Annotated in this window: 24 protein-coding genes; 10 read left to right on the top strand and 14 right to left on the bottom strand. The window is 70.1% G+C overall.

Features of this window, described 5'->3' with window-relative positions; all coding sequences use genetic code 11:
• Positions 1-40 precede the first annotated feature (40 nt).
• The 5 genes from JYJ93_RS06575 (at position 41) to JYJ93_RS06555 (ending at position 4,009) form a co-directional block, all read left to right on the top strand.
• Complete coding sequence (locus JYJ93_RS06575; protein ID WP_206787348.1) at positions 41-637, top strand: hypothetical protein; 597 nt, start codon at positions 41-43, stop codon at positions 635-637.
• A 113-nt stretch (positions 638-750) separates the two neighbouring features.
• Positions 751-1,386: a hypothetical protein gene (locus JYJ93_RS06570; protein WP_206787346.1), complete on the top strand. Its 636-nt coding sequence runs from the start codon at positions 751-753 to the stop codon at positions 1,384-1,386.
• A 129-nt stretch (positions 1,387-1,515) separates the two neighbouring features.
• Complete coding sequence (locus tag JYJ93_RS06565; protein WP_206787344.1) at positions 1,516-2,265, top strand: putative metal-binding motif-containing protein; 750 nt, start codon at positions 1,516-1,518, stop codon at positions 2,263-2,265.
• Positions 2,266-2,375: 110 nt separating this feature from the next.
• Positions 2,376-3,344 (top strand): Ig-like domain-containing protein, encoded by a 969-nt coding sequence (locus JYJ93_RS06560; protein WP_206800715.1) that lies wholly within the window; start codon positions 2,376-2,378, stop codon positions 3,342-3,344.
• Between the two features lie 128 nt (positions 3,345-3,472).
• A complete protein-coding gene (locus JYJ93_RS06555) occupies positions 3,473-4,009 on the top strand; it encodes a Uma2 family endonuclease (RefSeq protein ID WP_206787342.1) in 537 nt (178 codons plus the stop codon).
• Position 4,010: 1 nt separating this feature from the next.
• Here the strand turns inward: JYJ93_RS06555 and JYJ93_RS06550 are convergent, their stop codons facing one another.
• Positions 4,011-4,823: a hypothetical protein gene (locus tag JYJ93_RS06550; RefSeq protein ID WP_206787340.1), complete on the bottom strand. Its 813-nt coding sequence runs from the start codon at positions 4,821-4,823 to the stop codon at positions 4,011-4,013.
• A complete protein-coding gene (locus tag JYJ93_RS06545) occupies positions 4,820-7,279 on the bottom strand; it encodes a TonB family protein (RefSeq protein WP_206800139.1) in 2,460 nt (819 codons plus the stop codon). The genes JYJ93_RS06550 and JYJ93_RS06545 overlap by 4 nt, the downstream gene beginning before the upstream one ends.
• Positions 7,280-7,396: 117 nt before the next feature.
• Between JYJ93_RS06545 and JYJ93_RS06540 the strand changes: the two genes are divergently transcribed.
• Entirely contained in the window at positions 7,397-8,284 is an 888-nt protein-coding gene (locus JYJ93_RS06540) for a hypothetical protein (RefSeq protein ID WP_206787339.1), read from the top strand.
• A 39-nt stretch (positions 8,285-8,323) separates the two neighbouring features.
• Here the strand turns inward: JYJ93_RS06540 and trxA are convergent, their stop codons facing one another.
• The 5 genes from trxA to JYJ93_RS06515 form a co-directional block, all read right to left on the bottom strand.
• Positions 8,324-8,707, bottom strand: coding sequence for a thioredoxin (trxA, locus tag JYJ93_RS06535; RefSeq protein ID WP_206787338.1), 384 nt, complete (start codon positions 8,705-8,707; stop codon positions 8,324-8,326).
• A 9-nt stretch (positions 8,708-8,716) separates the two neighbouring features.
• Positions 8,717-9,040 carry an FKBP-type peptidyl-prolyl cis-trans isomerase gene (locus JYJ93_RS06530; RefSeq protein WP_120560981.1) on the bottom strand — a complete coding sequence of 108 codons (324 nt, stop codon included), beginning with the start codon at positions 9,038-9,040 and terminating at the stop codon, positions 8,717-8,719.
• Between the two features lie 170 nt (positions 9,041-9,210).
• On the bottom strand, positions 9,211-10,371 hold the full coding sequence (locus tag JYJ93_RS06525) for a hypothetical protein (RefSeq protein WP_206787337.1): 1,161 nt from the start codon (positions 10,369-10,371) through the stop codon (positions 9,211-9,213).
• A gap of 202 nt (positions 10,372-10,573) precedes the next feature.
• Positions 10,574-12,466 carry an NAD(+) synthase gene (nadE, locus tag JYJ93_RS06520; RefSeq protein WP_206787336.1) on the bottom strand — a complete coding sequence of 631 codons (1,893 nt, stop codon included), beginning with the start codon at positions 12,464-12,466 and terminating at the stop codon, positions 10,574-10,576.
• Between the two features lie 122 nt (positions 12,467-12,588).
• Positions 12,589-13,245, bottom strand: a complete 657-nt coding sequence (locus tag JYJ93_RS06515; protein WP_206787335.1) for an LON peptidase substrate-binding domain-containing protein — start codon at positions 13,243-13,245, stop codon at positions 12,589-12,591.
• Positions 13,246-13,362: 117 nt separating this feature from the next.
• Between JYJ93_RS06515 and JYJ93_RS06510 the strand changes: the two genes are divergently transcribed.
• On the top strand, positions 13,363-13,953 hold the full coding sequence (locus JYJ93_RS06510; RefSeq protein WP_206787334.1) for a VTT domain-containing protein: 591 nt from the start codon (positions 13,363-13,365) through the stop codon (positions 13,951-13,953).
• A gap of 7 nt (positions 13,954-13,960) precedes the next feature.
• Here the strand turns inward: JYJ93_RS06510 and JYJ93_RS06505 are convergent, their stop codons facing one another.
• Positions 13,961-16,417: an ATP-binding protein gene (locus JYJ93_RS06505; RefSeq protein ID WP_269012841.1), complete on the bottom strand. Its 2,457-nt coding sequence runs from the start codon at positions 16,415-16,417 to the stop codon at positions 13,961-13,963.
• 211 nt (positions 16,418-16,628) lie between these two features.
• Here JYJ93_RS06505 and JYJ93_RS06500 point away from each other — a divergent pair, with 211 nt between their 5' ends.
• Positions 16,629-16,850 carry a hypothetical protein gene (locus tag JYJ93_RS06500; RefSeq protein ID WP_120560975.1) on the top strand — a complete coding sequence of 74 codons (222 nt, stop codon included), beginning with the start codon at positions 16,629-16,631 and terminating at the stop codon, positions 16,848-16,850.
• Between the two features lie 114 nt (positions 16,851-16,964).
• On the opposite strand, the gene JYJ93_RS06495 is transcribed toward JYJ93_RS06500, so the two are convergent.
• Together JYJ93_RS06495 and JYJ93_RS06490 are read right to left on the bottom strand one after the other, a co-directional pair.
• On the bottom strand, positions 16,965-17,156 hold the full coding sequence (locus tag JYJ93_RS06495) for a hypothetical protein (protein ID WP_120621161.1): 192 nt from the start codon (positions 17,154-17,156) through the stop codon (positions 16,965-16,967).
• Positions 17,157-17,249: 93 nt separating this feature from the next.
• Positions 17,250-17,456 (bottom strand): cold-shock protein, encoded by a 207-nt coding sequence (locus JYJ93_RS06490; RefSeq protein ID WP_120547587.1) that lies wholly within the window; start codon positions 17,454-17,456, stop codon positions 17,250-17,252.
• Between the two features lie 358 nt (positions 17,457-17,814).
• Here JYJ93_RS06490 and JYJ93_RS06485 point away from each other — a divergent pair, with 358 nt between their 5' ends.
• Positions 17,815-18,948, top strand: coding sequence for an acyl-CoA desaturase (locus JYJ93_RS06485; RefSeq protein WP_206787333.1), 1,134 nt, complete (start codon positions 17,815-17,817; stop codon positions 18,946-18,948).
• Between the two features lie 71 nt (positions 18,949-19,019).
• On the opposite strand, the gene JYJ93_RS06480 is transcribed toward JYJ93_RS06485, so the two are convergent.
• The 4 genes from JYJ93_RS06480 to JYJ93_RS06465 form a co-directional block, all read right to left on the bottom strand.
• The gene (locus JYJ93_RS06480) at positions 19,020-19,679 is read right to left on the bottom strand and encodes an HAD family hydrolase (protein ID WP_206787332.1); all 660 of its coding nucleotides are present in this window, start codon (positions 19,677-19,679) and stop codon (positions 19,020-19,022) included.
• Positions 19,680-19,789: 110 nt separating this feature from the next.
• On the bottom strand, positions 19,790-20,368 hold the full coding sequence (locus JYJ93_RS06475) for a biopolymer transporter ExbD (protein WP_206787331.1): 579 nt from the start codon (positions 20,366-20,368) through the stop codon (positions 19,790-19,792).
• An 18-nt stretch (positions 20,369-20,386) separates the two neighbouring features.
• Entirely contained in the window at positions 20,387-20,875 is a 489-nt protein-coding gene (locus tag JYJ93_RS06470) for a biopolymer transporter ExbD (RefSeq protein WP_206787329.1), read from the bottom strand.
• 142 nt (positions 20,876-21,017) lie between these two features.
• Complete coding sequence (locus JYJ93_RS06465; RefSeq protein WP_120547582.1) at positions 21,018-21,755, bottom strand: MotA/TolQ/ExbB proton channel family protein; 738 nt, start codon at positions 21,753-21,755, stop codon at positions 21,018-21,020.
• Positions 21,756-22,069: 314 nt separating this feature from the next.
• Here JYJ93_RS06465 and JYJ93_RS06460 point away from each other — a divergent pair, with 314 nt between their 5' ends.
• The gene (locus JYJ93_RS06460; RefSeq protein ID WP_206787326.1) at positions 22,070-22,930 is read left to right on the top strand and encodes a general secretion pathway protein GspE; all 861 of its coding nucleotides are present in this window, start codon (positions 22,070-22,072) and stop codon (positions 22,928-22,930) included.
• Positions 22,931-22,947 lie beyond the last annotated feature (17 nt).

Here is a 22,947-nt window from a genome sequence, read left to right as displayed (position 1 = left end):
CTCCCGCCTTCACCCGCGGTACCCACCCAAGGAGTCCCTGATGTCGAAGCATCTCCATGCCCTGCTCGCCGCTGGCGCCGTCGTCCTGCTCGCCGGCTGCGGAACCGAAGAAGCCCCCGCACCGGATACGCAAGCCCCCGTCACCCAGCAGTCGGAGCTGCTCGCCGCCTGCGAGGACACGGAGGAGCTGGCGGAGGTCGCCGAGCACTCCTGCATCCACGCCGAATACGGCCCCTTCGAGTCCGTCACCGCCGCGCCCTATGGCGGCCCGTCCTTCGTGGACGTGAGCGTGGGGCACACCGCGTACAACGTCACCCTGCCGGCCATCCGCTACAAGCAGTGGACGCTGGCCTACGCGGGCTCCGTCATCTTCACGCCGGAAGAGTCCACCGAGTACGCCTTCCTCACCTCCGGCTACCGCGCCGTCCGCATCTTCAACGCGGCCACGAACGAGGAGGTCGGCCTCGAGTGCCGCTACCACGTCCCGCAGGAGGTCTGCGGCAACCTGCGCACCGCCGTCACGGCCGACCTGGAGGGCGGCGTGGACTACCGCCTGGACTTCGCGGCCGTCGTTCCCCAGCCCGCCACGTTCCTCCTCATCGTCGAGGAGACGGGCCACGACCACCCCGAGGAGTAGGCCCGCGTGACCGAAGGCCCGTGGACACCTCCAAGGTCCACGGGCCTTCCCAACATCCGAAAACTTCTGTATCTCAATTGCATCTACGTCCCAGCTTCCGATGAGACAGCCCCATGCGCACCCCGTTTCCAGCCCTCCTCCTGGCCGGCGGCCTCGCGGTCCTGACCGCTTGCGGCAGCGACGCCGCCTCGCCCGGCACGCCCCAGGAGCAGGGCGACCCATGCGCCCCCAACGGCCACATCCACCGCGAGCCTGACGGCGACTGGTGCCACTGCAACCGGGGCTATCTGGCCAGCGAAGCGGGCCTGTCGTGCGTGGCGGACCCGGACTACGTGCCGCGCACGGACTTCGACTTCGGGGACAACGGCGAGCACGCCTGCTGGCATGTCACCAACGGCCCCTTCGCCACCGTCACCGCATCGCCAGAGCGGCAGCCGCGCGTGGACGACTTCCACACGCACTACACCGTCCAGTTGCGCCCGGAGAACGGCCAGTCCATGGGCACCTTCAGCTTCAAGGCCTGGGCGAGCGGCGACTTCATCCTCTACCTGAGCACGCCCGACGTCGCCGTCACCGTGAAGGAGGGCGAGCGCGTCGTGGAGCCCATGGGCACCCAGGCCACGGGCGGCTTCTGTGACGGCCTGAAGCAGATGGTCGGCTACGAGCTGACGGACAAGGTCCAGTACACCGTCACCTTCGGCCCCACCCCGCTCACGAACCTCGGGCTCGTCATCGAACACCTCCAGTGACGGCCTGAATCGCCCCGCGACTTATTGCAACAAAATTGCGTTTACGGCATGAGTGGGTCACCGGACGCACCGGTGGCTTCCTGGCCGCCTGGCACCCCGCCGCGTCCGGCATCCCGAAAGGAAACACCCATGTTGAAGATGAAGCGCATCGCGCTGGGCGCGTGGTTGTCGCTCGGCCTGACGGCCTGCGGACCGATGGAGGAGGCGCCGGAGGCCTCCTTCGAGGCGCGGGATTCGCAGGAGTTGGAGGCCGGTTGCACGTCGCTGGGCACGAGCATCACCACGCACGCGTGCACCCACGCCGGCAACCCCACGGACCACGTGTCCATCACGGCGAGCGCCACGCGCGTCACCAGCGCGCCCGCCATCAGCACGAAGCACAAGGCGTATGACCTGGCGCTGCCGTCCGGCGCCGAGGGCTCCGTGACGTACGTCCCGGCCACCACCGGTTCATATGCGTTCTACCGGACGCAGAACGTGGCCTTCACCGTCGTCAACGGCGCCACCAGCGCCACGGTGCCCTCCGCGCTGGCGCACGGCGTGTCGGCCTCCGGGTGCTCGCTCACGTACGTGTCCGTCTACGACCTGACGGCGGGCACGACGTACATCCTCGAGGCGGGGCCGGCGTCCGGCAACGCGCTCACCGTGGTGCCGGAGTTCCTCAACGACACGCGCACGCGCTACTACCAGGACGCGGACGGCGACGGGTACGGCAACAACTCCGTGTCCGTCCTCACCGCGTGCACGCCGCCCTCCGGCTACACGACGCAGCGCTTCGACTGCAACGACACGCCGGGCTCCGGCGCCAGCATCCACCCGGGCGCCACGGAGATCTGTGGCAACGGCATCGATGACAACTGCGACGGGTCGCAGTGCTGATCGCCGTCCCCTGACGCGGGCCTGAGCAGGTCCGCTCCCGCGCTGGAGCATCTCACCTCGGAACGGTGCTCCGGCGCGGGCCTTTCCCCGCATGCCTGAAGGACTCCCCGATGCGTCTCTCCTCCGCCACCTTCCTGTTCGCCACCTGCGCCGCCCTCGCGTTGACCGGCTGCGATGATGACGCCTCCATCGTCACGCCGGACGCGGGCATGACGACGGACGCGGGCTCCGATGCGGGCACCGGCACCGACGCCGGCACGACCGCGTCCACCGCCACCGTCACCACCTCCCGTCCCTCCGAGGGCGAGACGGACGTCTACCCGCTGGAGATGTACCTGGACGCGTCCGGCCAGACGCCGGTCATCGCCTTCCGCAAGGTGCTGACGCTCACCTTCAGCGAGCCCATGGACATCACCGCCGCCCAGGTCACGCTGCATGACCGCACGGACACCACCGCCCCCGCCCGCGTCCTCACCGGCATCTGGTCCGAGGACGCGCGCACGCTCACCGTCACCGTGCCACGCACCGAGGAGAGCACCCGGCCGCTGGAGGTCTCCACGCACCACGCCCTGGCGCTGGACGCATTGAAGGACGCGGCCGGGAACGCGCTGTCAGCGGCCACCGTGAGGCTGGGCGGTGACACCGCGCTGGACTTCACCACCGGCGAGCGTGACCCGGAGCTGGAGCACGCGTGCACGCACACGCTCGTCAACACGCCGGAGGCCGTCACCGCGGGCCGCACGCCCTTCGACTTCCCGCCCGACACGCAGACCGGCCACGCGCGCTACGACGTCACCCTGCGCCCGGTGGAGGCGGGCTTCGGCGGCTACACGGGCTTCATCTCCGACCCGGAGAACGCCGAGCACGTCACGCTCTACCTGAACCAGGAGGTCCCCACGAAGGTGACCAACGACACGGCGGGGACGGACGTGGCGTCGGTGCTCGCCCCCGCGCGGTTCATCTGCGCCGGCATCACGCACACGGTGACGTTCACGTCGGAGCCGGGGGACCAGATCCACCTGTTCCAGTTCGGCCCCGTGGCCTCGGAGCACCTCCAGTTCGTGCTGGAGCGCGAATAGCAATCCCACACAGCCCGCGGGGAGGGCGTGCGTCCACCAGGACAAGGTGGGCCTCCCCGCCGGTCCAATGCCGCGTGAAGGGCTGCCCGCTACGGTGACGGTATCTCTCGGACCCGGAGGCCTCCCGCATGCGCCACGCCGCTCCCCGAAGGACGCTCGCCCCCTACGAGGAAGTGCAGACCCTGCCCCACTACCTCGTGGGCGAAGCACTGGATGGCGTCCTCTACGTCTCGTCGCCGCCCATCGCGCGCAAGCAGGGCATGACGCCGCTCTTGGGACGCGCACCCGAGGGCTGGTGGTGGACCTCCGAGCCCCGGCTGCTGCTGGGCGAGGACGTGCTCGTCCCGGACCTGGCGGGATGGATGAGCGGACGGCCGCCGACCCTGCCGGATGGCTCGTTCATCGACCGCGTGCCGGATTGGGTCTGCGAGGTGCTGACGCCCGCCACCGCGAAGCTGGACCTGGCCATCAAGATGCCGCGCTACGCCCGCGCGGGCATCCGCAACGCGTGGATCATCAACCCCGTGCACCGCGTGGTGGAGGTGTTCCGCCAGGACCACGAGCGCTGGGTGCTGATGAACACCTTCGTGAGCGAGGACCGCGTGCGCGCCGACCCCTTCGGCAAGGTGGACCTGGTGCTGGCGCCGTTCTGGACGCAGGTGTGAATCACGCCACGGGCTCCCACGCGCCCGTGAACGCGTCGAAGCGGCGCACGTTGACGCTCAGCGCCCGGTACACCTGCGTGTCCGTCCCCACGTCCACCGGTGTCCCCTCCGCGGGCACCGTCAGCCGGTCGAAGCGCGCGCCGGTGAACCAGCGGTCCGGCCGTGGCTCCAGGACGAAGAGCCCCTCGTCGTCCAGGTCCACCTCGATGGGCACGAAGTCCACGCGCTGGAGCTCCACGGGCGGAGGGAAGTCCATCGCGACGCGGAAGGGCACGCGCGCCGAAGCCTGGGTCGCGACGCCCTCCAGGAACAGGGAGCGCCCCTGCATCACGTCCGCCTCCGCGCCCAGGGCGCTCGACGGCGGCTGGAGCAGCAGCGACAGCGAGCGCGCCATGCCCGCGATGCCAGGGGAGCGCCCCAACACGCGCGCCTGTCCCGCGTCCGCGAGCAGATCGAAGACCACCTCCCGGTCCCACTCGCCCAGCACGCGGCCCCCGGAGAAGAAGTCCCCTTCGTGCGCGTGCGCGGTGGGCAGCAGCGCGTCTCCCAGGCGGCGCAGCAGGGCCTGGGGCTGGAGGGGCGAGGCCTTCTCGAACAGGTAGATGGGCCCCAGCACCAGGCGCGCGGTGGTGAGCGTCACGCGCCAACCGGTGTCGGTGGTGAAGGCGCCGACGGCCGTCTCTCCGGACGCGAGTCCCGTGCGAAGGCCCATGCGGAAGGTGATGCTCCGGCCACCGGTGCCGGACAGCCCGCATCCCGCGGCGAACGCTCCGCCCAACATCCACGTGAAGGCACGACGGGAGTAGCGCTTCATGGCCGATCCTCCTGGAGGTCCAGGTACACGGTGAGGGTGCCGCGCACGGTGCGGGGAGCACCGGCGGAGAAGTGGCGCGTGGCCAGCAGGGACGCGGGCGCGTCGGGGCCGCGGAAGTTGGACACGTAGTTGAACTCGGACTCGCGCCAGCGCGCGTCCAGCAGGTTCTCCACGGACAGGCCCAGCTCCACGGCGCGCCAGCTCGCGCGGGCCGCCACGTCGAAGAGGAAGATGGACTCGCTGTAGCGATCCAACGGCAGGGGCCTGGGCCCGATGGCGCTGTGCCCCAACGCCACGCTCCACCCCACCGGCTGACGGGCCACGGTGGCCGTGCCCCGCCACGACGCGTCCACGCGCCCCAGCACCTGCGGGATGTACGGCAGCACCGCGCCGTCCCACGGCCTCCACGCCGAGGCCCCGGGCAACGGCTGCGTCGCGCGGGCCCACGCGAGGCTCGCCTGCACGTCCAGGTGCTGCTCCCACTGGAAGCGCGCGCTGCCGAACGCGCCCAGCCGCTGCGACGGGCCGATGGGCTGGTTGCGCCCCGTCGTCTCGCTGAACACCAGGTCCTGGGACACGCGCGTGGCGAACACGGCGCTCCGCAGCTCCAGCGATGACGGACCGTCGTCCCACCGCCACCCCAGGCCCGTCTCCCCGGACGTCACCCGCGCATAGGGCGCGAACTCCGCGTCGGACAGGCCGGCCGCGTCGCTGGAGCGTGCGCCCAGGCCCGCGCTGGTCAGCCACGTGAGGCGCGGCGTCAGGCGCACCTCCGCGCTGGCCCGGGGGCTGGCGAAGAAGCCATAGGCCTCCACGGACTCCTCCGGGATGCGCGCCCCCTGCCGGTCCTCCGCCGGCCGGTTCAGGTCCTCCACGCCGAACAGGAACGTGTCCACGCGCACGCCGCCTCGCAGCGTGAGCCACTCCAGCGGCGCGCCGCGCAGGGACAGGTATGCGCCCAGGTTCGTTACGCGCACCTGGTTGTCGAACACGGTGGCGTAGGGCGCGCCGCCCTTGTCGCGCAGGCGCCGCGCGCGGGTGTGCACGTTGTCGTAGCGGGCCACGTAGCCCAGCTCCACCGGTTGCGGCTGGCCCCACCCGGTGAGGCCCGGCGTGTAACGGCCGCGCAGCCCCACGGTGGTGCCCTGGTAGGACTGCTCCGTGTTGTCGCCGCGCTGGGCCTCGCCAATGGGAGGCGTGTCCTGGAGGAAGCCGGTGAAGTTCTCGCGGCTGCGCATCCGCCGGGCGATGGCGAAGGCCTGCTGCACGAAGCGGCCTCCGCGCTCCAGCCGGGACGTCAGCTCCACGGAGGCGATGTGGCGCTGGCTCGCGCCGCCCTGGTTCGGGTCGTAGAGACAGAAGAACTGCGAGTCCGCGTCCGCGTCACACGGCAGCCGCGCGTCCACGACGTCCGTCTCCCGCACCACGCCCGCGGAGGCGTAGCGCGCGGCGTAGCTCGCGCCGAACAGGCGCAGCTTCGTCTCCGGGCCCAGGCGCAGCTCCGTCTGGGCCATCAGCCCCGCGTTCGCGTACGCGCGGTTGGGGCCGAAGCCGTGCCCCTGGCGCAGCAGCACGCCGACGAAGGTGGCGGCGGTGGACTCGGGCGGGCCCCACACCAGGGACAGCCGGCGCGACGCGAAGCTGCCGGAGCTGGCGGACGCGGTGATGCCCCGCCGCTCCAGCCCCAGTTGGTACTCCACGGTGCCCGCCACGCCGAAGTCGCCCTGGGATGGGTCATACGGCCCTTCCGTCACGCGCAGGGATTGCACCAGCTCCGGGATGATGAAGTACGTGTCCGCGTAGCCGTGACCGTGGGCGTTGGAGACCTCGTTGAGGGGCACCCCGTCCAGGCGCATCTCCACGTCCTTGCCCTCGCCCGCGTCGAAGCCGCGCAGGTAGACGGTCTCCGCGTGCCCTTCCCCGCCGTGATTGGCCAGCATCACGCCCGGCGCCAGCAACATCAGGTCCGTGGCCGAGTTGCGAGGCACATCCGCCAGCTGACCCACCGTGATGTGGAAGTCCCCCACGGCGACCGGAGGCGGAGCGGCGGACTGCCCCCGCACCGTGGTGGAGAATGAGGGCGGCTCCAGCTTCGGAGGAGGCGCGGGCTCCGCGACCTCCACCACGGAAGACTCCGCCACCGGCTCGAACGTCACCGGCACGTCCACGCGAACCTCCAGCGGCTCCGCGCCCTGGCGCGCGGGCTGGAAGCGCCAGCGCAGGGCCGCCGCCATCGCGGCCCGGTCGAACGCGGTGCCTCCGGACTCCTGGACCTCCACCTGGGACACCTCTCCTCCTGCGTCGATGGTCAGCCGCAGCAGCACCCGCACGGCCTGGGTCAACGGCGGGACGTCCGCCGGCATCACGGGCGGCGGTGCCTCCACGGGGACGGGCGGCGTCACGGGGGCTTCGGGCGACGCGCTCAACAGCCAGAGCACCAGCGTCGGGATGAACACAGGCAACGACCTCGGCCTTCGGGGTCCACCCGGCACGGGCGGACCTCCCAACGGCCACCCGTGGATATCGCAACCCAGACTTGACTTGCAACATAGTTACAAATACCAACCGGATGCATGAACCAACGAAGCAAGTGGACCCGTGGCCTGCTGCCAGGCGCGTTGGCGCTCATGGCCTGCGGCTGCGGTGACGCCGTGGCGCAGGGCGACGTGCGGGTGTCGTTGAGCGGCGGGGACGGGACGCAGCGCGGCTACGCGGATCACCTCTTCCAGGACGGCTGGTCCGTGCAGTTCACCAAGTACCTGGTGTCCCTGGGCGACTTCACGCTCACTTCCGCGGCCGGCGACGTGCACGCCACGACGGAGCACCTGCTGGTGGACGTGCAGAAGGGGGACGTGCCCCTCACCGGGCTCACGGGCCTGGAGGCGGGGCGCTACGGCGTGGCCTTCCGCGTGAGCCCTCCGGAGGCGCGCACCGTGGCGGGCACGTCCGTGTCCGAGGAGGACCTGGCGATGATGCGCGAGCGCGGCTTCAGCTACTTCGTGGAGGGCCGCGCGCAGAACCGCGACCCCGCGCTGGGCCTCTACACCTTCCGCATGGGCTTCCCGGTGGACGCGCGGATGGTGGACTGCATCAACGGCGTGGACGGCACCCAGGGCATCGTCGTACCGGAGGGCTCCGTGGCGGAGGCGGAGGTCACCATCCACGCCGAGCACATGTTCTACGACCGGTTGGGGACCCACCGCGGCGTGCAATTGCGCTTCGAGGCCATCGCCGCCACCGCGGACGCGGACCACGCCATCACGCCGGAGGGGCTGGCGTCCCAGGAACTGCTCGACCTGCGCGGGCTGGACGGCGGCGAGCTGCGGGACGCCCAGGGCCAGCCGGTCGTCTACCAGCCCGGCGCCTACGCCCTGCGCACGCTCCAGGAGTTCGTCACCCAGAGCATCGTGGATCAGGCGCACCTCAACGGCGGCGGCGTCTGCACCGTCGCCGCGCCGTAGGGCCTCCCCGTCACGAGGGGGAGGGCCCCGGCGGAAGCGTCAGGCCTTGGGCGCTTCCTTCGCGGCGCGCTGCGCCTCGACCTCGCGCCGCACGTCATCCATGTTCAGCGCGCGGACCTGCCGCAGCAGGTCCTCCAGCGCCGCCTCCGGCATCGCTCCCGGCTGCTCGAACAGCAGGATGCCGTCCCGGAACACCATCAGCGTGGGGATGGAGCGAATCTCGAAAGCACCGGACAACTCCGGCTGCGCGTCGGTGTCGATCTTCCCGAACACGACGTCCGCGTGCTTGTTGGAGGTTTTGTCGAAGATGGGCGCGAACGCGCGGCAGGGACCACACCAGGTCGCCCACCAGTCCAGGATGACGATGCCGCTCTTGCCCACCGTCTCCTTGAAGTTGTCCTTCGTGATTTCGAGCGTCGCCATGAAGTCCTCCTACCGAACGTCCAACAGCTCCACCTCGAACAAGAGGGTCGCGTTGGGGGGAATCACACCGGCCGCGCCGCGCGAGCCGTAGCCCAGCTCCGGCGGGATGGTGAGCTTGCGGACGCCGCCGACCTTCATGCCCGCGACGCCCTGGTCCCAGCCCTGGATGACCTGGCCCGCGCCCAGACCGAAGGTGAAGCCCTGACCCCGGTCGCGGCTGCTGTCGAACTTCTTGCCGTCCGTGAGCGTGCCCACGTAGTGCACCGTCACCCGCTTGCCAGCGACCGCTTCCGCCCCGGTTCCGACCTTCACGTCCTCTACACCCAGGCTCATCTCAAGCTCCTTGGCGGAAGGGTCCGCCCTGGAAAAATGCGCACTCTAACGCCGTGCGCAGCCTCCCGCCTCCCTGAATGCCCCGCCCCGGGCTGGAATAAAAAAGTGGCGGCGGGGCTCCGGATGATTCCGGACACCCCGCCGCCAGCTCCTGCCATGGAGACTTCAGGTCAGAACGTGCCACCCACGTTCAGCGTGGTCGTGTAGCTGCCACCGCCCGACGGGTCGCTGCCGCCCGGCTGGATGTCCGGGGCGAACTGCTTGTCGAACAGGAAGTTGTAGTAGCCACGCAGGTCCGCGGTGAAGTGGCCGAAGTGGCCGCGCACGCCCACGCCCGCCGGGATGTTGCCCACGGTGTCATCGCTGTAGCCAAGCGATTCACCGCCGCGGAAGTGGTAGTTGCTGATGCCGATGCCGCCCAGGAGGTACGGCTGCACCGCCGACGGCGTCACGGCGAGCGTCAGGGCCGCCTGGCCACCGTTGCGCACCAGGTCCGGGCCGGTATCCGCGCCCGCGGAGCCCGCGTCCTTGATGTTGTTCAAGGCGCCGGAGTAGCCGACCTCGATGCCCAGCACGGACGTCGGCTTGAGCGACGCCGTCACGGCCGCGGAGGGACCGGGGGCGAGCTGCGGGGCCAGGGCGCCGGTGTAGCCTTCCACACCGCCACCGATGAGGAGCGTCAGCCCCTTCTTGTCGTTCTTGCTCTTCTTCTCCACCTCCAGCGGCTGGATGTCCTCATTGGTTGACGCCGAGGGCGTGTACGCCGGAGGCGGCGTGGTCATGCCGCTGCCGCCCGTGGCCTGCTCGCCGGACAGCGAGCTGTCACGCTGGCTCATGCCACCGCTGCTCGTGCCGGACGGAGGCGGAGGCGGAGCGGGAGGCACCGCCGCGGGAGGAGGCGCCGGGGGTTCCGGCGCAACCGGTTCGTTCTGCGGCGTGATGCCGCTGGCGCCACTGCCGCCCGTCCCGGACGGGCTGATCGGCTCGCACCGCATCGGCTTGTTCAGGTAGACGACGCCACCCTCACCGGTGCTGCTGGAGCTGGGGCTGCTCAGGCCCTGGTCGCTGGTGCCCAGGTTCTTGCTGCTCTTCGAGGACTCGTCCATCGACCCGCTGCCGCCCGTGCCCTGAAGCGATTCATCCACGGGCGCTTCCTCGATGAGGAGGTCTTCCTCCTGGACCCCGCCCTGGGAGGACTGCGCCGTCGTGTCCTTGTTCTGCTGGTCCTTGGGGACCGCGGCCTGCCCTGGAGGGCAATCCTTCTCCGCCGCACCTGCGCCCGTCCCGTACATGAGCGCCGCGATGGCGCCCGCCAGAATTTTCGCTTTCATCCAACCCTCCATCGTCGACTGACTGACATGAAGGTTGTCGTGCGAGGGACATCCGGCAAGCCTTGCGCGGAAGGTCAAAGACAGCTGACCTGCCCGCCTGCCCTCCAGGGGACAGGGCGTGGTTTCAGAGCCACTTCACGGGGACGGAGGGCCCGGACGCCCCCCTGTCCACCGTCAAAGACAGACGTCCATGGACCTTCCGTCACGCCTTGCGCAGCCAGGCCGAACCGGTGACGACAGGCAATTGCAGCGCGCGCTCACGGTCCAGGTCCAGGTTGCCGATGTGCAGCGACAGCGGCGCCTGGACCCACTTGTAGATGGACTGGTGGAACAGGCGCACGAAGCGGTCCACGTATCCGCCCAGCCGCTCCGCATCCACCTCCGGGAACATCGCGGTGAGCGCGGTGCGCATCTCCGACGGGGTGAGCTTCTCCCCCGCGTGCAGGTAGAAGCACGCGTCCAGGATGGGGAAGGGCATCAGCTCCTCCTCGCCCACCTGATCATGCGCCAGCTCCGGCCCCGCGGGCTTGGCCAGCACCTTGCGGATGCCCTCGTAGCCGGTGGTCTCCTGGAGGTAGTCCAACAGGTACATCACCACCGTCTTGGGCACGTTGGCGATGACCGCGAGCGCGCCCATCAGGTCCCCGCCGATGGTGGTGTAGCCCACGGACTTCTCGCTCATGTTGCCCGTCTGCAGGAACAGGCCCCCGCAGGAGTTGCTCCAGTTCCACATGCGCTGGGCGCGGATGCGGGCCTGGATGTTCTGCTCGGTGATGGGGGTGAGCTTCGTTGCGCCCAGCATCGTCTGGGCGGCGGCCTTCTCCCGCTCGAAGGCCTCTTCGATGGAGACCACCTGGAAGGGCACGCCCAATTCCCGCGCGATGGTCTCCGCCGCGTCGCGCGTCTGCTGACTGGAGTACGGGCTGGGCATGTAGAACGCCTGGATGAGCGAGCCCGGGTTGTCCGGCCGCGCGCGCTTCGCGTACCGGTGCGCGATGAGCAGCGTGAGCAGCGAGTCCCGTCCGCCCGACAGCGCGATGCCGAACAGCTTGAAGGCGCGCGTCTTCTCGAAGTAGTCGCCCACGCCCAGCGACAGCGCGTCCAGGATGTCCTCGCACAGCGCCACGCGCGCGGTGCGGCGGGTGTCCGGCGCGGGCAGGAAGAAGCTGCGGTGCGCGGGCACGGGGTACGTCAGCTTCTGGCGCTCTGTCGCCACCGCCTGCGTGCAGTCCAGCGTGGGCACCTGCCTGCCGCCGGCCGTGACCCAGTCCTCGCGGTCCACGCGCCAGGTGGTGTTCTCCGTGCGCAGGCGCAGCGTGCGGTCCAGGTCCACCACGGCGGAGGTGAAGCCCTGCTGGAAGCGCGGCGTCTCCAGCACGTGGCGGCCGTTCTGGTTGATGAAGCCGCCGCCGTCGAAGATGAGGCCGTCGTTGCTGCCCACCGCGTTCGCGTACGCGATGGTCACCTGGTGGTCGGACGCGCGCGTGGCGATGAGCTCGCGGCGCGTCTCCCAGAAGCCCAGCCGGAAGGGGGACGCGGACAGGTTCACCACCAGCTCGCCGCCGGAGTACGCGCGCCGGCGCATGGGGCCGTCCGCGCTCCAGATGTCCTCGCACACCTCCGGCGCCAGCGTGCCGAAGTCGAACTGGAAGAGGTAGTCACCCAGCGGCACGCCCCGGTGCGTCTCCGCCATGCCCGGCTGGCCGTGGCCGAAGGTGCGGCCCTCATAGAAGACGTTGTACGTGGGCAGCTTCTCCTTCGGCACCAGGCCCAGCACCTTGCCGCCCGCCACCACCGCCGCGCAGTTGAGGCGCACGCCCTGGTGGGCCACGCCCACGCCCAGGATGCTCACCAGCGGCAGCGCCGCGGTCTCCTTCGCGAAGCGCTCCAGCTGCGGCCACTGGTGGTCGATGAAGCCCTGCCACTGCACCAGGTCCTCCGCGGGGTAGCCGGCGATGACCTGCTCGGGGAAGACGCCCAACGTGACGTCCTCCGCCGCCATCTTCCTCGCCAGGTCCAGCACCCGGTCGGTGTTCGCCTGGAAGGCGCCCACGGTGGTGTTGACGCTTGCGATGCCAATCTTCACGAGCCGCATGGTGCGTCGCTCTCCTCGGAAGGCGTGATGTCCCGAGCAATGCGCGCATGGGGGGGCCAGGGCAAGCGGAGGATGCGGCCCCGGGCCCCGGGGCGTTCAGTTCCCTCGCCCGGAGGGCCCGGCTAGTTCATCGGTCCGCTGGGGCGCACCGGCTGCAACTGGCTCAACAGGTCGCTCACGTCCACCAGCACCTGCTCCAGGCGGCGGCGCACGTCCAGCTCACCCAGCAGCTCCTGCCGCCGTCCGGGCTCTGGCACCAGCGCGGACGCCACCACGTCCGCCAGCATGCCCCCACCGGCGCGCGCGGCCACCGGCAGCAGGCTCTCCGCGAACGAGGGCGGCACCCTGCCCGCCAGCTCGAAGACGGCCTGGCGCAGCTGCTCCTCCTCCGGCCCGGTGTAGGGCGGATCCGCCAGCACCTGGGCGCGCACCTGGCGGTAGAGCGTGTCCGGCGACAGCTCCTTCACCATCCGCACGCGGCTGACGCCCTGCAGGAGGATGTTGTAGCGCCCGTCCTCCACCTGTTCGTCCCAGACGATGACGCCCGCGCACATCAGGGGCTGCAGCGGCGGACGGCCCTCGTAGTTGCCCTCCCAGCCCGGCTCCAGCTGGCCCAGGGCCAGCACCCGGTCCGTGGCGAGGGCGTCCTTCACCAGCGCCCGGTAGCGCGGCTCGAAGATATGCAAGGGAATCACGGTGTGCGGGAACAGGACCGCCGACGGCAGGGGAAACACCTTCAGCGCACCGGCGGCGCGTTCCACGGTCTCTTGTGCGGTCATGGTCACCCTTCCCCGTGTGTAAGCCCCCGGGGCATGGGGCGCATTCCAATCAGGCAGGCATCCGGGCCCGGCGTCCCGGTGGCAAGGGCCCCGGGTTCCGCTAGGGTGCGCCCCCGAATGTCCTCGACCGAGCCTTCCCCCCCGACCTCCCCGGCCGCCCCGGCCGCTGACGCCCCGAAGCTGTCCTGGTACCGCCGGATGTACCTGCGCGTGGAGGCCGCCGCGTCCACCCCGCACGCGCTCGCCACGATGATGGCGGTGTCGGTGGTGGACGGGTCCGTCTTCCCCATCCCGCCCTTCGCGGTGCTGGTCCCCATGGTGCTCGCCCAGCCGAAGAAGTGGGTGCGCTATTGCCTGCTCGGGACCCTGGCGAGCCTGGTGGGCGGCCTCATCGGCTACGGGCTGGGCGCCTTCGTGGGCGAGGGCATCACGCAGCTCTTGCACATCGACCTGGACGTGCGCGTGGACCGCTTCGGCGTGTCCGGCACGGTGGGCGAGCTGTTGGGGCGCAACTTCTGGGTGCTGGCGCTCCTGTGCTCCATCCTGCCCACGCCGTTCAAGATCGTCGCCATCGGCAGCGGCCTGGTGTCGGTGCCGCTGGAGCGCTTCCTGCTGGCGTCCGTCATCGGCCGCTCGGTGCGCTTCTTCCTGGTGGGCAGCGTGGTGCGCTTCTTCGGCCCCACCGCCCGCAAGTGGCTGCGCGTCTGAGTCGCGCCTAGCCGCGGCGCGTGCCGCCCACCGCGCCGCGCGCCGCCACCTTCGGGGAGTGGCCCTCCAGCACCTCCTCCACCGTGGACAAGAGCACGTCCGGGCGCACCGGCTTCTCCAGCACCCGCTGGGCCACCGTCTCCAGGAACGCTCTCGCCTCCGGCGATGACGCCCCGCCGGAGATGAACACCACCCGCGCCGCCAACTCGGGGGCCTGCTGCTGGAGCCGCCGGTACACCGCGATGCCGTCCATGCCCGGCATCTGCAGGTCGCACAGCACCACGTCGAAGGACGCGCCCGCGGCCACCTTCTCCAGCGCGTCCTCGCCGCGCGTGACGGTGACCACCTCGTGGCCAGGCTCCAGCAAGAGGCGCATGGACTGCGCCAGCCGGGGCTCGTCGTCCACGATGAGCACCCGCCCGTGCCGCCCGGAGGCCGCCGGCTCCGGCGCCTCCTCGACGGACGCCACGGCATGCAGCGGCGCCGGGCTCCCCGCGCTCCGCACGGGCGCGGGCGGCAGCAGCAGCGTGAAGGTGGCGCCCTGGCCCGGCACGCTGTGCACGCGCAGTTCGCCCCCGTGGGTGCGGACGATCTGCTGGCAGATGGCGAGCCCCAGGCCGGTGCCCTCGTCGCTGCCCTTGGTGGTGAAGAACGGGTCGAAGATGCGCGGCAGCACGTCCGGCGGGATGCCGCCGCCCGTGTCCTCCACCTCCACGCGCGCGTGGCCGGACGCGTCCGTGCCGGTGCGCACGCGCACCTCGTGGCGGCCGGGGTCCCCTTCCGGGATGGCCTGCAGGGCGTTCACCAGCAGGTTGAGCAGCACCTGCCCCAGCCGCGCCTCGCTGCCCATCACGCGCGGCACCGGCCCGAAGTCCTCCACCAGCCGCGCGCGAGCGCGCAGGGCGTGCAGGACCACGCGCACCGCGGGCGGCACCAGCGCGTTCAGGTCCACCAGGCCGCTCTCCGGCGCGCCCTCGCGGCTGAACACCTGCAAATCCCTCACGATGAGGCGGATGCGCTCCGCGCCCTCCTGGGCCCCGCGCACGCTGGAGAGCGCGTCGCGCACGCCCGGCGGGGCCTCCGGAGAAAGGCCCGCCGAGAGGCTCCTGCGCGCGGCCTCCAGGTTCAGCGCCAGGTAGGCCAGCGGGTTGTTGATTTCATGGCCCACGCCCGCGGCCAGCGTGCCCACGGCCGCCACGCGCTCGGCGGCCACCAGCCGCGCCTGCAGCTCCTTCGTCGCGGTGACGTCGCGGTGGGTCGCCACGAAGTGCGTCACGGCCTGGCCATTGGCGCGCACCGGGGACAGCTGCATCTCGCTCCACACCCGCGTGCCATCCGGCCGCGTCAGCGCCACCTCCGCGCGCAGCGAGCGCTCCTCGCGAAGCGCCTCCAGCAGCCGCTGCCGGCCCCCGCCGTCCGCGGACGCCAGGAGCTCCCCGGGCGCCGCGCCGACGAGTTCCTCGCGCCGCCGGCCCACCAGCGCGCACAGCGCCTCGTTGGCGAAGACGGTGTGCAGGCCGCCCGACTCGCGCACCTCGCAGATGAGCACGCCCTCGTGCACCGCGCGCACGGTGGTGGCGAGCAGCTCCAGGAGCTCCACCGCCTGGCGCCGCTCCGCGCGCGCCGCCGCGAGCAGCAGGCCCGTCAGCGCGGTGATGCCGATGAAGAGCTGCAGCACCACCAGGCCCCGGTGCGGCAGGTCCACCGTGAAGAACGGGCCCAGCTCCCGCGCCGTGCCGGCGATGGCCGCCAGCGCGATGAAGAGCGAGGACAGCGCCGCCCCCCGCAGCCCGAAGCCCAGGGCCGCCCAGGCCATCAGCGGGAAGAGCAGGAACGTCATCGCGTGCGCCGCCCCGGAGCCCGGCCGCGGGAAGGCGAAGACGCCCACGCACACCATGAACGTCAGCGCCGTGAGCAGCAGCGCCTCCCACGAGCGCGCCATGCGCCGCGGCCTGCGCAGGAGCACCACCGGCGTCACCAGCAGCATGCCCAGCAGGTCCGCCATCCACCACAGCCAGCCGGAGGCGCCCCACTGCGCGGCGGGCACCACCCCGCCCAGGACGAGCCCCAGCGTGCCCAGCCCGGAGCCCACGAGCGCGCCCAGCCCCGCGCCCGCGCCCAGCCACGCGACGTCGCGCACGCGGTGCAGCTCCCGCGCGCCCTCCATCTTGCGGAACAGCAGCGCCGGCAGCACCGCCTCCAGCGTGGAGCCCAGCACGACGGACAGCCCCACGCCCGGGGTCACCCCCATGGCGTACGACACCGCGCCCGCGCCCAGCGCCACCGCGGGCCAGCGCGACACGCCCAGCAGCAGCAGCCCGCCCAGCGCCACGCCCGAGGGCAACCACACGGGACAGATGTGGCTCTTCTCCGCGGCCAGGGACAGCGCCACCCGCGCGGCCAGCAGGTACACCGCCGCCAACGCGAGGACCTCCACGAGGCCCCGGACCGGGAACGCCGCCACACGGGCCTGAGGACGACCTTGGATGATGATTCCCCCCGTCCCCTCCGGGCCGTGACACCAGGGCCGGCAGGAACATGCGTCATGCTAGCGGGGACCGCCGTGCGTTGCACCCCATCCGCCGGCAGGCCCGCCCGGCAGGCAGGCGGTGTGCGGCAGGCGATGCAATGGACACCCTTGGGGACCGTAGGAAGGGCAAGGAGGAACGAAATCCATGTCGCGTCCCGGTCTTGCTGCGCTGCTGTCGTTCTTCATCCCCGGCGTGGGGCAGATCTACAACGGTGACATCCTGCGCGGGGTCTTCTGGCTCATCATCACGCCCGGCTTCTGGCTGGGCACGGGCGGCATCCTCGGCTGGGTGTGCCACGTCATCGCCGCGGCCACCGCGTACAACCGCGCCGAGGACAAGGAGCGGATGCGCTACGGCATGGGCTAGGCACGCGGCCCCCCCCAAGCTCGGGAGCCCGGACATGAAAAAGGGGCCCACCGGCCCCTCGCCCACCGCCGCCCCGGTGCCCTCATGGGCCGGGGCGGTGTCGCTTCATGAAGCTCAGGTATTGAACGCGTCGGGCAGCGGCTGCGGGCCCGGGATGATACCGGCGATGTCGGGATCCTCTTCGCCCGGGCCGCGAGTCGGACGCTGGTCCTTCTCGGTCTTGCGCTCGGCCTTCTTGGCGTCCTTCTCGCGCTGCTTCTGCGCGCGCGCCATCTCCTTCTGCCGCTTCGTGGACCTTCCCTGCATGGAACCTCCTCTGAAAACATTGACCGAAAAAGAGGCCCGGCCCCGTCAAGGCCGGACCTCGTGGATGCGTGAAGAGCAACCGAGCCGGTAGGCTCAGCCGACCGGGCGGACGTTCTCCGCCTGGAGCCCCTTGGGGCCCTTCTTCACTTCGAACTCCACCTTCTGGCCCTCAGCCAGGGTGCGGAAGCCGTCCGACTGGATGGCCGTGTGATGGCAGAACACGTCCGGACCACCGCTGTCCTGGGTGATGAAACCAAAGCCCTTCGCATCATTGAACCACTTCACCGTACCACTTGCCATGATCTGCTTCCTTCTCCCACTGGCAACCCGGCGAAATCGCCGGACTGCCCGCCCCCATATTTTGGGGCGAAGACCGCGCCTTAACCCTGAACAGGCATGAAGTCGAGCCGGGAACCACTCCCGGTCTCCCTCACGCCGTCAAAGGTAACAACCTCGATCACAGGGTGAAACGCCTTCTCGGGGCGGTGCATTTCCCGCTGGCCGACGCTCCAGGCAGCCAGGGGTGACACTTTTCGGGCGCACGCGTGTTCTGGAATAGTTTCCAGCCCTGAACACTTCCGCCTGGACGTGGCCTATCGTGGACTCCGCCCGTTCCCGCTCCACCCTGCCGTCCCCCTCCCGTGAGGCGTCCCTCCCAGTGACAAACCCGACCCGTGTGACCTTTGGCCAGCGCGATGCCTCCTTCGCGGAGGACCTGAAGCGGCGCGTCTCCGAGTACTTCGAGACCCGGAACCTCTCGCAGCGGGCCAACAAGGCCATGTATGTGAAGGCCCTGTCCATCCTGGGCTTCACGGCGGGCGTCTACGGCCTCTTGCTCAGCGGCCACTTCAACGCCTGGGGCATGCTGGGGCTGGCGGTGCTGATGGGGGTGGCCATCGCGGGCATCGGCTTCTGCATCGGCCATGACGGCGTGCACGGCTCCTACAGCGACGACGCCAGGGTGAACACGGTGGTGGGCCTCGCGTTCGACATGATTGGCGCGAACAGCTACATGTGGCGCATCACCCACAACGTCCTTCACCATACCTACACCAACATCCAGGGCATGGACGAGGACCTGACGGTGAGCCCGCAGCTGCGGCTGTCACCGCACAGCGAGTGGAAGGCGTACCACCGCTTCCAGCACCTGTACGCGTTCGTGGCCTACTCGCTGACCACCGTCTTCTGGGTGTTCGCCAAGGACTACAAGTACTTCTTCCAGAAGGACCTGGGCCCCTACAAGGACAAGAAGCACGCGCCGGCCGAGTGGGCCCGCCTGCTGGCGATGAAGGCCGTGTACTACGGCTGGACGCTGGTGATTCCGTGGCTGGTGCTGGACGTGACCTGGTGGCAGTTCGTGGTGGGGCAGCTGGCCATGCACATGACGGCGGGCTTCATCCTGGGCATCGTCTTCCAGCTGGCCCACGTGGTGGAGGACGCGGAGTTCCCCGTGCCGGACACGGACGGCAAGGTGGAGGACGCGTGGATGGCGCACCAGCTGCGCACCACCGCGAACTTCGCCCGCGAGAACCGCCTGCTGAGCTGGTACGTGGGCGGCCTCAACTTCCAGGTGGAGCACCACCTGTTCCCCAAGGTGTGCAGCATCCACTACCCGGCCCTGAGCGAAATCGTGAAGGCCACCGCCCAGGAGCATGGCCTGCCCTACATCGAGGCGAAGACCTTCCGCAGCGCCGTGGCGTCGCACTACCGGATGCTCAAGATGCTGAGCCGTCCGCCCGCGATGGGCTCCGCCGAGGAAGAGGCCAAGCCGAAGCTCGCCGTGGCCGCTTAAGCCACCCGGCCACCGCGCGTCAGCCCCAGGGGCCGCCCTCCTCATGCGAAGGAGGCGGCCCCTGCTGCTTTTCAGGCGCCCGCGGTCCGCAGTGCCGCCAGGAGTTCCCCCGCCGAGGCCACCACCGCGCGGGCCCCGTGCGCGTGCAGCTCCTCCGCCGTGCGGAAACCCCAGGTGACGCCCACGCCGTACATGCCCGCGGCCTTCGCGGTGTCCATGTCCACGGAGGTGTCCCCCACGAAGCCGCACGCGTCCGGCGCCACGCCCAGCTCCGCTGCCAGGGCCAGCGCCGCGGTGGGGTCCGGCTTGCGCGGGATGCCCGGCCGCTCGCCGTACACGGCCGTGAAGCGCACCCTGGGCAGCAGCCGCGCCGCCAGCCGCTTCACGAAGTCGTCGGACTTGTTGCTGAGCACGCCCAGCCGCACGCCGTCCGCCGCCAGCTCCGCGAGCGCGTCCTCCACGCCCGGGTAGGCATACGTCCGGTCGAACAGGTGGGCGTCGTAGTAGGCGTGGTAGGTGGCCAGCACCTGCCCCTGGAGCGCGGGGGACGCCCCGCCCGTGGCCCGCTCCGCGAGCTTCGCCACGCCCTCTCCCACGAAGCGCAGGTAGGCGGCCTCCGGGTGCGGCGGCAGGCCGTGCTGCCCGAGCGCGTGGTTCATCGCCGTGGCGATGTCCTCCAGCGAGTCCACCAGCGTCCCATCCAGGTCGAAGAGCACGGCGCGCAGGAGCATGATGGGCGCTTCTCTAGCAGAAACGCGAACGCCCCGACCCAGGCAGGGTCAGGGCGTCGTTGGTAAAGCGCGGCTCCCGGAACCGGCCGGGAGCCGCCGCGAAGCTTTTGTTACGGCGTGACGGCGGCGGTCTTCTCACCGGCCGCGGCGCCACCGGCCTGGATGACGGCGAAGTTGATGTTGCCGTAGCCGGCCGTGGCGCAGCTGAACATCACCCGCTTGATGATCTTGAACTGCACGTCCTTGTTGGCCTGGATGTTCACGTCACCCTTGAAGGTTTCGCCACCGCCGGCCATGGAGTGCAGGTCCTCGAACTGCTTCTTCATGTCCCGCAGCTTCTCTTCCAGCGCGGGGATGTTGAGGTACTCGTCCTTGGTGAGGTCCTCCACCCGGCCCACGATGGTGCCCGACACGCTGACCTGGTCGTTGGACACCATCACCACCGGGTGCATCTCCACTTCCTTCACGTTGACCGCTTCGGGAAGGACGATGTCCTTGGTCATCATCAGCACCTCGCCCGTCGCGGAGAAGTTCGCGATGAGGAAGAGCACGATGATGACGAACATGTCGACGAGCGGGGTGATGAGCAGGTCCGCGTTGCCGTTCTTCTTGCCGTGACCGCCGTGGCCGAAGACCTTGGAGTGCTCCAACCGCTTGCCGTACCGCTTACCGGGAACCTTGATGCCCATGGCGTTCGGTGACTCCTGTTAGCCCATCGCCGCGGAGACCGACACCTGGGGCAACCCGGAGCCGATGCACTCGTCGATGATACGGACCAGGTCCTCGTAGCGGACCGCGTCCTCGGTCTGAAGGGTGATGGCGGACTGGTCCGGCAGCTGCGCCTTCAACTCCTTGAAGCGCGCAACCAGCTTGGTCAGGTCCGGCCGCCCCTTGTCATCCCGGGTGAGGGGAATGGGGTCGAAGGCGCTCTGGTCGGCGGTGAGGCGCATCTCCGTGGCGGACACCAGGAGGGTGAGCTGGACCGTCTTGGTCTTCTCCTCCTCCTGCTGCTCGTCCGTGGAGGCCCCGCCGGCCTGCGACACCTGGAGACGGCCAATCTGGGTCCAGACCGCCGTCATGATGAGGAAGCTGATGGTCACTGCCATCAGGTCGATGAAGGGCACCATGTTGATGGCGGTATCGAGCGGCTTCTTGCCACCCTTTCCACCGGTGCCCAGGTCCATTCCGCCGGCCATGGCGACTACCTCCCAACCCTACCGCGCTCTTCGCGCACGAACGACGTTTCAAGAAGACTGCGAAGGCTGGCGCGCCTCCTGGAGCTTCCAGACAGCGCGCCAGTACCGCCGGTTCCACGACACCGCGCTACGGCGAGGAGGACTACTCCTCGGCGTGGGCGGAGGCCGGGATGTTCAGGTTCTTGAACTTGTCGCGGTTGGCGACGATGAGGTTCAGCACGGAGACGCTGGTCTCGTTGATGTCGTTGATGATGCCCTGGGTGCGGCCCATCAGCACGGAGAAGGCCACGAGCGCCGGGATGGCCGTGAGCAGACCGAAGCCCGTGCAGTTCATGGCTTCGGAGATGCCGTTCGCCAGAATGGTCGCCTTGTCGGCCGGGTTCACGTTCGCCACCGCCTCGAAGCAGGTGATGAGACCGTTCACCGTGCCCAGGAGGCCCGCGAGCATCGCCGCGTTGCCGAGCATCGCCAGGTAGCCCGTGCGCGCCTCCAGCTTCGGCGTCTCACGCAGGCTGGCCTCGTCGAGCGCCGCCTGGACCTCTTCCTGGCCCTTGGGCACGCTCATCAGGCCGGCCTTGACGACGTTGGTCAGCGGCGTGCTCTTCTGGCCGGCCACGTAGTTGATGGCCTTGTCCAGGTCGCCCGCGTAGATGTGCTTCTTCAGCCCGCGCAGGAAGCCTTCCTTGTTGATGGAGGCCTTGCCGAACAGGACGATGCTGCGCTCGATGATGATGGAGAGCGCGATCACCAGACAGACCGCGATGGGGTACATACCGGCCTGACCGGACTCCCAGCGGCGCCCCAACTCCTGCAGGAAGGTCTCATTGCTTCCGCCGGCATTGGCGAGGACGGACAGATTGGCTACGAACCCCAGGTTCATCACGGAAAGCCTCCAGATGGACGGCGCGGCACGCGCCTGCGAGCCGCTCCGCACTGCTGCCGGCCAGGTGGACATCCACCCGGGTCAGCGGCAGGAATTTTGGATCACGGTGGCGCCGAGTCTAGGAACCGCTCCCAGGCGTGTCAAGGCAGGCACCCTCAGCGTTAGTTACTGAAATCTCACAGGAATTTTGCGTTGGCGCGCGGCTTGCCAAGTCGCTCCACAGGGCACAGGACGGGCCCTTTTCAGTGGCTTGCGCAACAGGCATGCCAGCGATTTGGGCACCTTGGGATGACGTGTTAGGCGGGAAAACCATGGCCAGGAAGCGCATTGGTGAGCTGCTCGTGGAACGTGGCGCGATCACCCCCGCCCAGCTGGAGGCGGGGCTCGCGGCGCAGCGGCAGACGCGGCAGCGGTTGGGCGTGACGCTCATCGGGCAGGGCGCCATCACGGAGGCCACGCTCGCGCAGGCGCTCAGCGAGGCGCTGGGGATGCCGCAGGTGGACCTGGCGGCGATCACCCCGGACTGGGCGGCGGTGCACCTGCTGCGCGCGCGCTTCTGCGAACAGCACGACCTGTTCCCGTACGCGTTGGAGAACGTGGGCGGCAAGCGCCAGCTGGTGGTGGCGATGGCTGATCCGCTGAACATCACCGCGATTGAAGAGATTGAGTTCACCAGCGGCCTGAAGGTCAGCGGCCGGGTGACGGCGCTGTCCGCGGTGCGCGGCGCCATCCTGCGCTACTACCACAAGGTCCCCGTGGCCACGGGCCCCCGCCCCGCTCCGGCGCGGCCGGCTGCAAGAGCGGCTCCAGTGCCCGTGCGTCCGGCCGTGGAGGATGACGACGAGGAGGTCATCGTCGGCGAGGAGCTGCCCGCGTCGGAGAAGACGCAGCGCACGTCGCTGGCGGACCTCATCCGCGAGCGCGAGGAGCAGGCGAAGCGCAAGCGCGGGGGCGCGGCGGACAAGGGCAAGCCGCGGGCGCCCGCGGCCGGCGGGGGCGGCGTGCTGGATGACCTGGACTACCTCTTCGGCCAGGCGGCGCGCGAGGAGCCGGACCGGCTGGAGGAGCTGGAGCGCCGCTTCTGGGCCCTGATGCGCATCATGGCGCGCAAGGGCCTGCTCACGAACGAGGAGTTCCGGCGCGAGCTGGACGACGAGGGCGGCGAGGGCTGAGGCGCCCCACGCCGCGC

This window comes from Corallococcus sp. NCSPR001 (genome assembly GCF_017309135.1).
In the GTDB taxonomy this organism is placed as follows: Bacteria; Myxococcota; Myxococcia; order Myxococcales; family Myxococcaceae; genus Corallococcus.
This window is presented reverse-complemented; position numbering and strand designations above follow the sequence as displayed.